The following is a 14,300-nucleotide window of genomic DNA, read 5'->3' on the forward strand; positions in this document are numbered from 1 at the left end:
GATCTGTAGTTTCAAAGACTGCGTAAATCTTCTATTAGTATGCTAATAATTAACTTACTAACTATTAGCATACTAATAATTAGTATACTATCTTTTTTTGAAATATCAAGTTTTTATTTGAAATTTTGATTAATAGTTTATATCTTTTGAATACATCTCTTAATCTTTTGAGTGAGTTACCTGGCGAAAGGGCGCTAAAAACATTATGAGAAGTGTTGACGAGAAGATAAATTTATAATACTAAACAAATGTATCATAAGATCAATTAATCCTTAAATAATTCAGATACCATTTTATTAGGAGTTAGAAGAAACAAGTCGTCAGTTTGAAATTTGAGTAACTCTTGTGTAAAACCAGATTTGGAAAAGAGGATGTATTTTGTTTGCTTGTTTTCAAAGTTTACATAGTTACTTCTCATTTTCAGTGTCTCCAAATCTTTTATTCCCATCTTCTTGTTAGTCCACTTACATTCACCGAAGAGGATGTTGTCGTCGTTATATGCTACTATGTCTATATCATATGAGAGGTTTTTCGAATATGGAACCTTTCCCCAGCTTTTTCCTATATTATTAATGAGAAAACCGGGATAATTGGGTTTTTCTTTTAAAAATTGTATACATATATTTTCAAACTGATGGCCAATATGAGTGGGCAATTGTTGGTATATTTTTTCTAAAGCGCTTTTAGGGTTGAATTCTATTTCTGAAAGGTATCTACTTAAAAGGTTAAAGTAAAAGTCAAAAAATTCATCGTTTATAGAATATCTTGCGTTTCTACTTTTTCTATCTAATATACTGTTTTCTTTTTTTAAAATCTCATAATTATTGACTAGCTCGTTTAAATATTTTGAGAGGGAAGTAGAAGGGATTTTTGAAATGTCTTCTATCTCCTTGAGAGTTTTATTGCCTCCCCCGATTGCTTCCAATATTGAAAAATAGGATCTATGTTCAGAACCAAATTCTAAAATTAAAATGTTTTTAGACTCTTCTTTGAAAGGTGAAAAATCAGCGATGAATAACTCGTATATCTTGTTTTTTAAATTATCTTTGTTTTTAAAACCCCACAAATATTTGGGAACACCACCTACAAGGCTATAGATTTCTAAAGCTTCTTCAGTGTCGTAACCAAAGTCGAATAACATCTCTAGTCCGCTTTTTAAGTTGAACTTTTTGAGATTAATAAAGTTATTCACTCTTCCAAATAAGGGCATTTTTTCTTCCATAAATATTTTTTTGATGAGTCCTGTGTATGAACCCAAAACCGTAAGCTTTGTGTTGTATTTTGTTTCATCCCAAGCATGTTGCAAAGAATAAAGTATATCGCTATTTACCAAAAAGAAATTTTGGAATTCATCAAAAATTATGTGATCAAATCTTTCAAAAAGATCTGTAAAAAGGTCGTACCAATTTGTGTAAATTGCCTTAGAAAAAAGACTACTCAGTTCTTTTAACAGTGCCTCTTCTCTTTTTACTTCAACAAAAAAATATAAAAAATTGTCACGATTTTCATAGGCTTTTTTAATGAGAGAAGTCTTGCCTATTCTTCTTCTTCCGTATAAAACCGTGAATCTTTTTTCTTCAGAGTTTAGGATTTTGGTAAGAGCTTCTAATTCTTTTTCTCTATCATAAAAGTTCATTTATAGCGCTCCTTCGCCGATACGTTAAGGGGGCAAGCCCAATCATAAAAGTTCATGACGCACGACTTTTATATACTGGCCAGTAATATACTGGTGAGTATATTACTGATCAGTATATTACTCGTCAGTATATTATATCACAATATAATGATTTATATTCAAATCTATTATATCGAATGCGTTTTTTATTTTGTTAGACCAGTTTAGATTTATGGGGTGTTCTATTCTTGTGGAGATGACTGTTTCCAAGTTGAGTATGTTGGCTAGGTCGTAGTGTTTTTTTAAGTTGGTTAGTCCACCAACTTTGGTGATATCTAAGACGACTCCTGAAGCAATATTTGATACTCTGATAATATCCTCAGGTTGTTCGATGGATTCATCCCAAAAAATTGGGTAGTTTATTTGTAGATTGCTTAAAGTATTTTCTTTATACTTCGGGGTTGGTTGTTCTAAAGCCATAGTTTCAGAGGTTTTCAAAAGTTTTAGAATTTGTCTGATTTCATGGTGGGAGAATAAACCTCTCAGGTCAATCCATAGTTTTTTACCTTTGAAGAGTTTCAATATTTTTTCAAACTCTGTGAGCAACGGTTTTTCTAAGAACTCTATTTTTATAATTTTTTCATCTTTTTGAATTTCTGGAAGTAAGTCAAATATATTAATGCCTTTTTTCCAAAAAATTCTAAAGAGAGATTCCTGCGAGATACTTTTTTTAGTCGGGAAGAGCAATTTTGCTGGATCGTAATTGTATTTGTTTGTTAGGTAGTCAAAGATCGCTAAAAAAACAGCGGTTTTTGAAGAGTTGTCTCTTTTTATCTTTTCATTGAATTTTTCTTCGATGTTGGGTAGGTTTTCAATATCATCTTCCATTTCAAATAGATCTCTAATTAATTCCAATATCGCCATGGTAGTTTTAAATGTCTCACCAAAATAGTAATTGGGGGTAGCTGCCCCAACCCCCTGAATTCCTTGTTTGTCTATGAATTTAAATATAGCATGCTCTTGCCATTCTATATTTAGATTTTTTAAGATCGTTCTTTCTTGCCAGTAGTATACGTCTCTTTTTCTTTCTTTCATGAATTTTCAGCCCTCTTAGTATATATTTTGCATTAGTAAATACCAAAATAAGGAAACTAATATTGCATAGGTTGGCGATAAGATTAGCTCTTTTATATTTTTTTCTTTTACAAAGATAAGTTTGTATGCTAATCCGGCGCCTACTGCTATAATGGACCAAAGGTAGTTTTGAGCCATCATAAAAATGAATATCGCTAACCTTTCCGATGCACCGATTGTGTCTTTTTTTTCTTTTTCAAATAGGTTGAAAGTTCTGAATAAGAAGCTTCCAAAACTTGTTGTTACGATCATTCCTACAATATAGAACTGAAAGACGTTAGATAAGAAAGAATCTTGGAAAAAGCTTCTGAATAGGTATGACCAGATTAAAAAGGCCCCTAAAAATATGATTTCAAAGTAGATGTTGGTGTTTTGGTTTTTTATTCTTAGTAAGTCTATACCTATATGAAGAAGGATGGAGAGTGAAACTATTAAAAGCATCCATCCCGTTAACATATCAAAATTGAAAGCTAAAAAGACCAATAAAACCCAGATTAGATGTTTATAATAACTGGACTTTTCCAAGAATTTATCAGAATAAACGTTGGTAAAGGCAAAATCAGATACAAAATGGCTTAAAAAGAGAGTCATTGAAAACATAGTATACCTCCATTATTATTCCCAGTAATTTCTTTCGACGACTTTTAGTCGTGAGAAGTCTCCTTTTTTTCTTCCTACCTTTGCACAGGGTTTACCATCGACTTCTACTATATCTGCTGTGAAGTCGATTTTTTGTTTCAGCAACGATGATCCTACACCGTATAGATCTACGGGAACTTCAAGGGTTTCAAATAAATCGATTTTTTCTTGGTTAAATCCCCCTGAGACCATTATTTTTAAATTGTTCATTCCTAGTTCATCGAATTTTCTTCTCGCCCGCCATACCATCTCAGGGTTAACTCCTAAAGATGATTTGTCTTTTGGAATGACAGATTTATCTCTTAAGGATCCAGATGTGTCAAATCTAACGGCCCAAATTTTGTCTTTTCCTTCACCAACTATTTTGGACAAATCCCCTCTATCAATATTGGGTTTTTCATCGTATATGTGTTCATAAAACTCTTCTGCTACTTTGATGGTAGTTCCAATAACGTCGTTGTCCCAGTCTACTAACACCATTCTATTTACATGACCATCTATATATTTGTTAAAAGCTATAGCTGCGTCCGAGGTGTTTCCATTGTAAGCGGCAATTAAAGCATGGGGTATGGTTCCGAGAGATTCAACTCCCCAATAATCAGCGTTTGCATCGGTAGATACTCCAAAGGCGCCGGCTTTCAAGGCGGCATAACCGTCAGTTGTTTGAACCCAAAAATGATCAAATCTTGCGCTAAAAAACAAAATCGGTTTTCCTTTAGCGGCGTTGACAACTTTTTTTACAGCGGTAGCCGTGCTGGAAGCCCTTGCCATTACCCCTAAAAGAAGTGTTTCCAGATGTCCAAAAAAAGCAGGATTACCCTTGATTACGAACACAGGCTCCATATTCTTTGCTTCGTCTCCATCGTTCAAAGCAAGTACTTCTATTTCGTCCCATTTATCTACCCATAAACTGTTTAGTAGCATCCTAAGGTCCCATTTTTTATTTGTACAATTTAGAAGTTCTTCTTTGTCCATTCGTGTAGAGGCGTCTTGTATTGCTCTTTCTATGGTTAAAATTTCATCAAAAATCTCTTTTGCTTTTTCTTCATCTTTGTAGTAACCTGTTCCATAAGTTAAAAGGGATAGTGCTTCATCTATTCCAACTACTACACAGTCTGCTCTTGGAAAAAATTGGTAAGTTACATTTACTTTTCTCTTGTCTTTCTTTAGGACTTCTACATACCTTGTAAAGTATTTGTCAGTGTAGTACCCCATTCTTATTTTGTCGATGGGTACTTTGAAGAGCTTTGGATGTAATCTTTTATTTGTTTCGTTTAAATCCATTTTTTCCACCTTCTGATAAATTTTTTCGCCGTCTTGTGGCGCTTTTAAAAATAGATTGTTAGTTTTGTAAAATGATTTTTAGGTTTTTTTATGTAAGCTCCGCCTAGTCTTTATTTGCGCCCCTTCGCCCCGCAGCCCGCCCATAAGGAAAAGGAACTTTACCCTTCACCCATTTCTCATCTTTCTAAATCGAGTAGATATTTTTTCCATTTGATACTTGGACTAAACTTTCCTATACTGCCATCGCTTTTTATTACCCTGTGGCATGGGATAATTATGGGTAAAGGGTTGTTCTTCATCAAATTTCCCACCGCTCTGTAAGCTTTTGGATTTCCAGCTTTTGATGCCAATTCTTTGTAGGTAATTACGCTTCCCTTTTTTGTGTTATACAAAGTTTCATAAACCTTTTTTGCAAAAGCTGTTTCACCAGGGAAATCAAATATTTTTTTTGGGATTTTTGGGAGATCTCCAAATAGATATTCATATATTATATCAAAATGTTTCTTTGTTTTTGAATTGTAATAATTCTCATTTTTATTAGCGCCCCTACGCCCCGCTCCCCACCCTTCTTTTTGAAAGGTTAGCTTTATTTTAGTTATCTTGTCATTTTTTACATAGATTATCACACTACCGATAGGCGTTCCTAACACAGCTTTCATCGTTCTAACTCCTTGAAATCAACGGGAACTATGTACGTAGTTCCTTCTCTCATAGTTATTCCGTAAAAAAGCTCAGCAATTTCCATCACTATCTTATTGTGTGTTATTATCAAAAATTGGGACTTTTTAGAGTTCTCTAATATTAAGTCTGATATTTTTGCGGCGTTTAGATCATCCAAAGGGGCATCGATTTCATCTAGTATATAAAAAGGACTCGGGTTTAGATTCATGAGTGAGAAGAGAAAAGCTATCGCTATGAGAGCTTTTTCCCCTCCTGAAAAGAGAGAGAGTTTTTGAAAGTTCATCCCAGATTTTTTTACAGATATTTGGATTCCTTTTTCAAACTCTTTGCCCTCACCAATTAACCTGAGTTCACCGTATCCGTTTGGAAAAAGTTTTGAGATAAAGTATGAGAATTCTTTGTTGAGATTGTTAAAAAATGTGTTGAATTGACGTTGAGCTTCTTCGTCAAGATTTTTTATACTTTGTTTAAGAGAATTTATTGATTTCATTATATCTTCTTTGTTTTTTAGATTTTCTTGGTATTCTTTTTCTACTTCTTCGTATTCGTCTAAAACAGTTAAATCAACAGAACCAAGTTTTTTTAATGAACTTTCCAATTCTTTTTGTTTGTTCCCTAAGGCTTCTATGTCTTTTTCGGATAATTCTTTTAATTCGAACTCTTCTTCGTTAATTTCTAAGTTTTGGGCTTTTTCTTTGAGGAATTGTATGTTGTGGTTGGCTTCTTTTATCTCAAATTCAATCTCTTGATTTTTTTGTTTTATTGTATTTACTTCATTTTTTAATTTGTCTATACGGTTTTCATAATTTTCCAAGTCTTTAGCCTTGTTATGTTTGCCTGTTCTACTTTGTTTCATCAGTTCAAATAATTTTGAAATTTCGTTGTTGAGGGAGTCTTTTTCTTTATTGAGTTCGTTTATAGATTGGTTTATTTTATCGTTTTTTTCTTTTAAGTTATCAAAGGATTCTTTTGTTTTTTGCTGTTTAATTTTTATTTCTTTTAGTTCGTTTTCAATTGCTAACTTTTGATTTTTGTAGTATTCATACTTTTCTTTTATGCTTTTTAACTCCATTTCTTGGCCTATAAGCTCTTTTTCTATTTGATTGAGTAAGGTTCTTTTGTCTTTGATGGTTTCTTCGATTTCGTGCATTTTTTTAGTTGTTTGGGTAGTGTTTTGATAGTTATTTTCTATTTCCATTTTTAATGATTGTATCTCTTGATCAAGCGTTTTGGTTTTTTCTTCATAGTTGGCTAATTTTTCGTTGTAAAGAGTTATACTTTCTTGCAAATTGCTTGTTTCTTCTTTGATTTTTTTGTAGTCTAGGTCATGTGAGTTTTTCGTGAGTGTTGCTTGTCTTAACTCGTCTTTTATAGATTCCAACTCTTCTTTTTGAAGGTTAAGTTTTTCTTTTACTTTGTTGTATAGCTCTTGCTTGTTTGAAAGGACAGCTCTGATTTGTTTTAGCTTTTCTTCTATTTCAGAGATCTCTCTCTTTCTTTTAAGTACCGTAGAAGAATGATCGTATTTAGATTTTCCTCCGGTTATGGCACCAGAAGAGTAGACTAATTCTCCGCTGAGAGTAACAATATTTCCAGGATACTTCATTTTTGAAATTTTTATAGCTGTTTCAATATTATCAACTAACAAAGCATTAGAGAAAACGTATTCCATAACCTTTCTATATTCTTGTTTGTAGTTTACTAAATTAATTACAAAATCTATTGTGCCCGGTTCGTTTAAGAAGTTTTTTTGTAATCGAACTTTAGTTCTTAATAGATCAAGTGGAAGAAGGGTGATTTTTCCATTGTTGCCCTTTTTTACCAGATCCAAATACTCTTTTGCCTTTGAAGAATTTTTTATTACTATGTTTTGTATTCTTGAGCTGGCTATTGTCGAAACCGCTTCTTCATACCTTTCTTCTGTGTTAATTAAATTGGCAACGACATCCACCACGTTATCGTCATCTTTGAAGACTTTGAAAAATTCTTTTATCGTTGTTGAGAATCCTTCGTATTCGTTGATCTGCCTGTTTAAAGATTGATATGTGTAAAATAGATTCTTTTCATTTTGTTGAAGAGAGTCAATTTCTGATATAAGGGTATTGTAAGAGTTTTCTGTTTGTTTTAACTCATCGAATTTCTTTTTTAACCTTTGTTCTAATTGAATTTCAGTCCCTTTTGAATGGGAGAGTAGTTCTTCTATTTCTTTCATTTTTTGTGAGTTATTTTCTAATTTTGTTTTCAAGGTATTTATTTGATCTTTTAGTAAGTTAATTCTTTCTTGGTTACTGCTGTATGTTGTTTGGAGATTTTTTAGTTCTGTTTCTTTTCGTTCTTTTTCTTGAGATGCCTTTGATAATTCGGATTCTAAGATTTTGAGCGTTTCTTCTTGTTTTTCTATTTCCTGTATAATACGATTCTTTTTTTCGTTTATAAGGTTGGTTTTGTTTTGGGTTTTTTCTTCTATTTCTCTAAAATTTCTTTCGTTTTTAGAGAGTTCTTTTAACTGTTGTTCAAGTTTGTCCAATTTTTCTTCTAAAGAGTTCATTTCCCACTCTTTGCTTATTATTGAAGAGTTGTTCTCATTTAGTTCTTCTGTTAATTGATTTTTTTCATTTTCTATCGTTTGAACCCTTTGCCTGTAGTTTTCTACCATGTCTCCGTTTATGGATAGTTGTTTGTCAGTATCTTCTATTTCGCTTTTTAAATTTCTGTAGCTTCGTTCTACTTCAAAAAGCTCTGATAGCAAAGATTTCATTCTTTGAGAATTGTCTTGTATTTCTTTTTGATATTTTTCTATCTTTTTTAGAAAAGATATTTTAGAAGCACCAAAATATATTTTTCCTATTCTTTTAATTTCCTTGCGATATTCTAGGTATTTTTTTGCCCTTCCAGCCCTAATGGATAAAGATTTTAACCTTTTATCCACGACAAATAGTAAATCGTTGATTCTGTCTAAATTTTCGGTTGTTTTATTCAATAGATTGATCGATACTTCTTTTTTTTCTAAGTATTTAGCTATGTTTGAAGCATCCAACACAATATCTCTAATATTTTCAGGTGAGGAGTTGACTATTTCACCAATTTGGCCTTGTCCAATAATCGAGTAAAAACTTTTCCCCGTTCCTTTGTTGAATATATTTTGTAATTCTTTAAGCGTGGCGACTTTGTTGTTTATATAGTACCTGTTGGGTGTGTCTTTCTCCAATATTTTCGAGATCTTAATTTTTTCATTGTCATCGTTTTGTACTACTAACGAAACTTTTGCATAGTTGGAAGACCCATTTCCATTGCTTCCTATGTGCAATACATCGTTTTTTTCTGATATTCTCATCTGTTTTTGAGATTGCTCTCCTAATAGCCATCTAATCGCGTCTACAATGTTAGATTTACCCGATCCATTGGGACCGATTATCGCGATAATATTTTTATCTAAATTAAAATATGTTCTTCTGCCAAAACTTTTAAAACCCTCTATCTCTAGGGATAAGAGTTTCAATTTTAACTCCCCCCAGCATTTTCAAGGCTTTTAATCTTTTCTTCAATTGTTTTAGTAACCTCTTCAACCCCTTTACCCTGTTTTAATGCTCTATACATTATTCCAATTATTCTCATATCCAGGTATCCGTACCATTTTGGAGATCCTTTAGTCAAACTTTGGTTTCTTAAGAGGTAGCTTGGATGAAAAGTTGGAAAGATTTTAATATCCCCATACCAGTTGAAAAAACGTCCACGTGATTGAGTTATCTTAGATTCACCAGTAAAGTAATTCAATGGTGCATTACCAAGGGTTACTATTATTTTTGGTTTAATAACGATTATTTGCCCATCAAGATAGGATTGACAGCTTTTAACCTCTTCTTGTGTGGGAACCCTATTTTGAGGAGGTCGACATTTCACAATGTTTGTGATGAAAACATCTTTTCTTTCCAATTTTGCATACTCTTTGAGCATCTTTTCTAAAAGTTGCCCTGCTCTTCCAACGAAAGGTTCTCCCAAGGCGTCTTCATCTGCACCAGGACCTTCACCTACAAATATTATTGGCGAATCAACGTTTCCCGAACCTGGAACAGTATTAGATCTTGTAAGGTTCAAGGGACACTTTTCACATACCTCTATTCTTTTGGCGATCATTTCCATATTCTTTTGTTTTTCCTCGTTGCCGTATAAGAACATCAATATTCCTCCTCACATTAATCCAAATTCAAACCCTTCATCACCATATGAGATATTTTTATCGGGTATATAATTGATAAAAAAAGATATTCTGAGCGAAGCTAAATCAAACTGGGGTAGTAAGGAAAATTTAGACTGTATGTTCAACGTCCAACATATAATCTTTTTCTGTATTTCAAACTCGGTGAAATCCCAGCTTTGATTCTCTATATTATAATCAAAGGTTATTTTTGCAAACTCGCTTTTATCCCTGTTGTTTATGTCGAAGCCTGTTTCAAGAGACTCTGAAATACGGTAGGTTGTGTCTATTCCAAAAGAGTAATTTGAGTTTTTTTCCAAGAAATTTAGGTCTAAGTCGTAGACAGTGTACTCTTCCTTCATGTCAAAATCCCCGTAAATTTTGTTACCTTCATAATAAAAAAGAAAATATGTTAAAAGCTCTGGGATCTTTTTGGTGAATGTTTGTTCATGAAAATAATAACTATAATCCAATTGTAGTCGATTTCTATTGTACCTCAAAATTTCTCTGTTTTCAATATAATCAACCTTAATCTCTTCTTGATGGTGATAATCGAATTCACTTCTATGGGTTAAAAGGCCAATGACGTTGGTTAGTTTGACGTTTGTTGTATCCGGTTGGATCGTATCGGGATTAGTAATATCAAACTCTGTTTGTGTTTGTAAGGTATTTTTAGTGTTTAATAGATTTATATTGGTTTGAGTTTGAAGTTCCATTTCTTGCAAATTGGGGAAATTTTCGGCATTTTTCAGATCAAAACTTCTACTTAACTTTGCGGAGTTCGTAAAATTTTTTTCAAAGATAGAGAAAGAATATCCTACGTAATCGTTGTAATTCAATTCGTCTGTGGCAGAGGGAGTGAGAGAGTTTTCTAAAACCTTTATGTATTCTAAGGAGTTACCAAATTCGAAAACACCTAAACTAATATCAAATCCGGGTTCTAAAGAGTAATCAAAGAGCGATTTTCCAGAAGAGTATGTTTCACCAGGTATAAAGTCGTTATAATAGTTGAAATGAATCGCATCCTCCATGTTGAATTTTAAATCAAAATTATTTCTATCAATCTCATAAAGGGTATCTGTGTAAGAGAAGGTGTTTTTCGTTGTTAATCGATTTTTAGTGGTTTCGGTTGCGACGGTGGTGTAAGCGTAATCAAAGTCGCCGTACATTCTGGCAAATGTTTCATAGAAGTTGTACTTTCCTTCTACATCTATTTCACTTTCTTTCGTATCCCATATTTGATCCATTGAAAGGTCGGATATGTCCCCATATGAATGAGAGTTGAGCTTAAGCTTTGAAAGAGAAATCAAAGATCTCCCATATCTCTTTTGAAACGCTTGAGATTCCACGTTTAAAAATAAAATATCATCAAATCCCTTCGAATCCCAATAAATGTGTGATTTTATATTTTTAAGATCCCCCAAATTCGTTTCTAGTTTTGGGATATTTAACAACAAAGATTTATCTTTTGTAGACGGTTCAAGTTGAAACTCTAATTTGGCAATTTCACTTTCCTTGTTATCTTCAAAAAATTGGTACGAAACTCCTAAGTTGTTATTGTATGTATCTGGGGAATTTAGACCTGTAAATAGATTCAAACTTCCATATAAAAAGGGGACCCCGTATTTTAGTGTCACTTCTTTATCAGTTTCCGAAGTGGCTAGATCATTGATCGTGTTGTAAGATAAATGAACCTTAGATCCATTTTCAAACTTATAATTAATTTCTGTTAATAGGAAAAATTCGTTGTTATCGTATCCAAAGGTGAGAGACATGGGTTCTTCTTCATCTTCTGATAAACTTTGAAAATAGAAAGGTAGGTATAGAACAGGGACTCCAAAAAAACTAAGGACAACGTCCCTGGCTATCAAAAAATATCCTGGGAATATGTCGACTTTTCTGGCTGAAAAATAATAAGTAATACAATCTTCGCATGTTGTTAATTTCGTCTGATTTGTCTCTATTATATTCTCTTGCATCGGTTTTTCCATGCTTTCAGACCATATGCGTACATCTACCTCTTTCTCTGCCTTATACTTTTGTATGGTATATGAATTTAAAAAGACTGCGGAGTCTTCCTCAAAGTTTACGGTTATCTCTGAGGCTTGTATAGAGGTATCTTCATATAGATAAGTAATATCTCCAAAGAAAGTTGCTGCTTTAATCGTTCCATCTTCATTTAATTCACCTTGAGCTGAATCGGCTTTTATTGTAGAACCTTCATACTCTACATAGACGTTACCTTCTAAAAATAACATATCATCTTTCAAATAAAAATCTTCACTCGTTATATTTACAGGTGCAGAAAAAAAAGAAGAACCAACAAAAATAAACAGTATTATAGAAAAGACCCTTTTCAAAGGCTCGAGAAGTTTATAAGATACTCTTGTATCCAGCATTAAGAATAGAAAAATACCAATAATACCAAATATTATGTTGGGAATCCAAACGGATATCGTTGGATTTATTATATGCTCTTTTCCCAAAGCAGACAACCAAGCCCCAGAACCTTGATAAATTATGACCAGCACAAACGTTGTAATTACGCTCCAAGATTTACTTGTCAGGTTCAGAAACAGAGACAAGGCAATTCCTAAAATACAAATTACTAAGGGAGCCAAAGAGTTAGCGAATTTAGACTGGTAAGAAACTATTAGACCGGAGACATCCAACCCAAGTTTGGAAAAAGTAGTTATTTTTTCTTTTAGCTCTTTTGAGGTCATTTCGTTAGCGCTTTTAGAGAAGTTCAGAAATTCTTCGACATCTTCTTGGATATCGAGTTGCAATTGATCAAAAGTTATGTCTAAGTCGAGGAAACCATCTTCGTTGGTTCTAAACATCCTTCCGTTTTTCATGTACCATCCGTCAGGACCTTTTTGAGCTTGCTGAGCGTTAAAAACAGCGGTGTAATCATTTTTTACCTCGTATAAGAGCACGTCGTATAAAATTCCACTTTCTCTATCTATTTGTTTTACAAAGAGGTATCTTCCATCACCAACATCGACAAATTGGTTTTCTTCGATCTGTGCTTGAGGTCTTTGATAGACATACAATGCCATCGCTTCTTTTGCCTTGTAGTTTGATACGGGTACGATGGTGTTGAAGAGTGCAAATGTAAAAAAAGATAACAATAGAGATATAGTCATAAAAGGTATGATTAATTTCTTCATCGGTATTCCCAACGTTTGTAGAGCTATTATTTCGTTTGCAGAGGAGAGTTTTGAAATAACCCAAAATATACCAAATAGCACTCCCACAGGAATTCCCATGGAAATAAAATATGGTAGATGATACCAAATCAATATCAGTAGTTTTGAAAATCCCACATTGTTTCTGACTATTATTTCCGATAGTTGGTAAAGCAACTCTAAGCTCACAAAGACTATAAAAGCTATTAAGCCCATAAAAAATGGTGGTATGAATTCTTTTGAAACGTATTTGAAGAGTTTTTTCACGAGTTTTCTTCTCCTAAGAAATAGAAGAGTTCTAAATCGTTATTTCTACATTTGTACAACTCCCCTGTCAACGCCCAAATGATATTTTCGGAGATGTTTGTGATAAAATCAGAAAAGTTTGCTAAATTGTTTAAGACTTCTATATGAAGTGAAGCGGATTTAATGGATTCTTTGGATTTGTACAAATACGATTTGTAAGCATCGATAAGCCCCCTTACTTCTTCATTGAGAATGCAACTTTTCTTCGCTTTCTCAAAAAAACTTTCTTTCACTTGATCTGTCATCAATTTGACAGCTTTGATATTGATCAAATCTGATAACGAGGATAAAACTATTGAAAGATTCTCTTTGGTTAATTCCAAACTGTCTTCAAAATTTGTAGCGTTTACGGTAGAAGGGGTTTTGAGTATTTCAATTATTAATTTTGAGTTTTTTTCGCATATGTCTCCCATGTTTTCAAATATTTGAACTAATTTCGAGCTCATGAAACAAGCTTTTAAGTAAATCCCTGTGTAATTACCAGAAGACAATAAAATAACGCTTTCATAATTAAGGCTTGCCTCGATAAAATCTAATCTGTCGTCTTGATTTATTATTTCTTTTGCTAATTTATCGTTTCTTTCTAGATAGGCATCCCCAAATTTATAGTACATTTCTTGAACTATTCTGCCCATCCTCAAAACATTATTCAGATATCGTGTCAGTCGATTCAAACTGATACTGTTGATTTGGATAACATTCTCCTTTTTGAACAAATTATTTGCCTCCTAAAATCATTCAAACCTTCGGCCAAACCCTAATTTTTTATCCAACGCATTGAGATAATTGTTGCCATTTCTTTGGGCTAGTTTTATAGTCATTTCACTGGAAGTTACATATACAGACATTCCTGGTTCCATCCTATGAATGATATCTCCATCACCGGTTACATATGCAAAGCCCTTGGTCATGTTTTTCAAAATGATCTCTATCTTCTGTGTGGGAGGAGCTATGAAAGGCCTAATGTTGAGGGCATGGGCAGCTAACGGGATGAGTTGGATGACGTTCAATTCGGGGTGAATGATAGGACCTCCAGCAGATAAGGCGTACGCTGTGGATCCTGTTGGCGTTGATACAATTAATCCATCTCCAGAGAATGAAAATAGAGTATGTTCCTGAATTTTTACATCAACGTTCATAGTGCCTAATGGCTGGCTTTTCAATAAGACGATATCGTTTAGAACAACGACTTTTTTGGTACCTACATGACATTCTAAAAGGTGCCGAAATGAAAAAGAAATGTTTTCTTTTTGTATAT

At 33.2% G+C, this 14,300-nt stretch carries 10 protein-coding genes; all 10 read right to left on the minus strand.

Annotated features, from left to right (window positions below):
- Positions 1–265 precede the first annotated feature (265 nt).
- The gene (locus AA81_RS08415; protein ID WP_103898776.1) at positions 266–1,636 is read right to left on the minus strand and encodes an ATP-binding protein; all 1,371 of its coding nucleotides are present in this window, start codon (positions 1,634–1,636) and stop codon (positions 266–268) included.
- A 132-nt stretch (positions 1,637–1,768) separates the two neighbouring features.
- Entirely contained in the window at positions 1,769–2,710 is a 942-nt protein-coding gene (locus AA81_RS08420) for an enolase C-terminal domain-like protein (protein WP_103079502.1), read from the minus strand.
- Positions 2,711–2,725: 15 nt separating this feature from the next.
- Positions 2,726–3,349, minus strand: a complete 624-nt coding sequence (locus AA81_RS08425; protein ID WP_103079503.1) for a hypothetical protein — start codon at positions 3,347–3,349, stop codon at positions 2,726–2,728.
- Positions 3,350–3,364: 15 nt separating this feature from the next.
- Complete coding sequence (locus tag AA81_RS08430) at positions 3,365–4,672, minus strand: nicotinate phosphoribosyltransferase (protein ID WP_103079504.1); 1,308 nt, start codon at positions 4,670–4,672, stop codon at positions 3,365–3,367.
- A 176-nt stretch (positions 4,673–4,848) separates the two neighbouring features.
- A complete protein-coding gene (locus tag AA81_RS08435) occupies positions 4,849–5,331 on the minus strand; it encodes a methylated-DNA--[protein]-cysteine S-methyltransferase (protein WP_103898777.1) in 483 nt (160 codons plus the stop codon).
- Positions 5,328–8,852, minus strand: coding sequence for a chromosome segregation protein SMC (gene smc / locus AA81_RS08440; protein ID WP_103079507.1), 3,525 nt, complete (start codon positions 8,850–8,852; stop codon positions 5,328–5,330). The genes AA81_RS08435 and smc overlap by 4 nt, the downstream gene beginning before the upstream one ends.
- Before the next feature lie 2 nt (positions 8,853–8,854).
- A complete protein-coding gene (locus AA81_RS08445) occupies positions 8,855–9,529 on the minus strand; it encodes a uracil-DNA glycosylase (protein WP_103079508.1) in 675 nt (224 codons plus the stop codon).
- 12 nt (positions 9,530–9,541) lie between these two features.
- Positions 9,542–13,003, minus strand: coding sequence for an LptF/LptG family permease (locus tag AA81_RS08450; RefSeq protein WP_103079509.1), 3,462 nt, complete (start codon positions 13,001–13,003; stop codon positions 9,542–9,544).
- A complete protein-coding gene (locus tag AA81_RS08455) occupies positions 13,000–13,758 on the minus strand; it encodes a phosphate signaling complex PhoU family protein (protein ID WP_103079510.1) in 759 nt (252 codons plus the stop codon). The genes AA81_RS08450 and AA81_RS08455 overlap by 4 nt, the downstream gene beginning before the upstream one ends.
- 18 nt (positions 13,759–13,776) lie before the next feature.
- A partial coding sequence (locus tag AA81_RS08460; RefSeq protein WP_146050369.1) for an NAD(+)/NADH kinase occupies positions 13,777–14,300 on the minus strand: 524 nt, incomplete at its 5' end.

This window comes from Petrotoga halophila DSM 16923 (assembly GCF_002924615.1).

What these genes read in the sequence shown, in the direction of transcription:
- AA81_RS08415 (WP_103898776.1), bottom strand. Translation starts at nt 1,636, where the DNA reads ATGAACTTTTATGATAGAGAAAAAGAATTAGAAGCTCTTACCAAAATC.
- AA81_RS08420 (WP_103079502.1), bottom strand. Translation starts at nt 2,710, where the DNA reads ATGAAAGAAAGAAAAAGAGACGTATACTACTGGCAAGAAAGAACGATC.
- AA81_RS08425 (WP_103079503.1), bottom strand. Translation starts at nt 3,349, where the DNA reads ATGTTTTCAATGACTCTCTTTTTAAGCCATTTTGTATCTGATTTTGCC.
- AA81_RS08430 (WP_103079504.1), bottom strand. Translation starts at nt 4,672, where the DNA reads ATGGATTTAAACGAAACAAATAAAAGATTACATCCAAAGCTCTTCAAA.
- AA81_RS08435 (WP_103898777.1), bottom strand. Translation starts at nt 5,331, where the DNA reads ATGAAAGCTGTGTTAGGAACGCCTATCGGTAGTGTGATAATCTATGTA.
- AA81_RS08445 (WP_103079508.1), bottom strand. Translation starts at nt 9,529, where the DNA reads ATGTTCTTATACGGCAACGAGGAAAAACAAAAGAATATGGAAATGATC.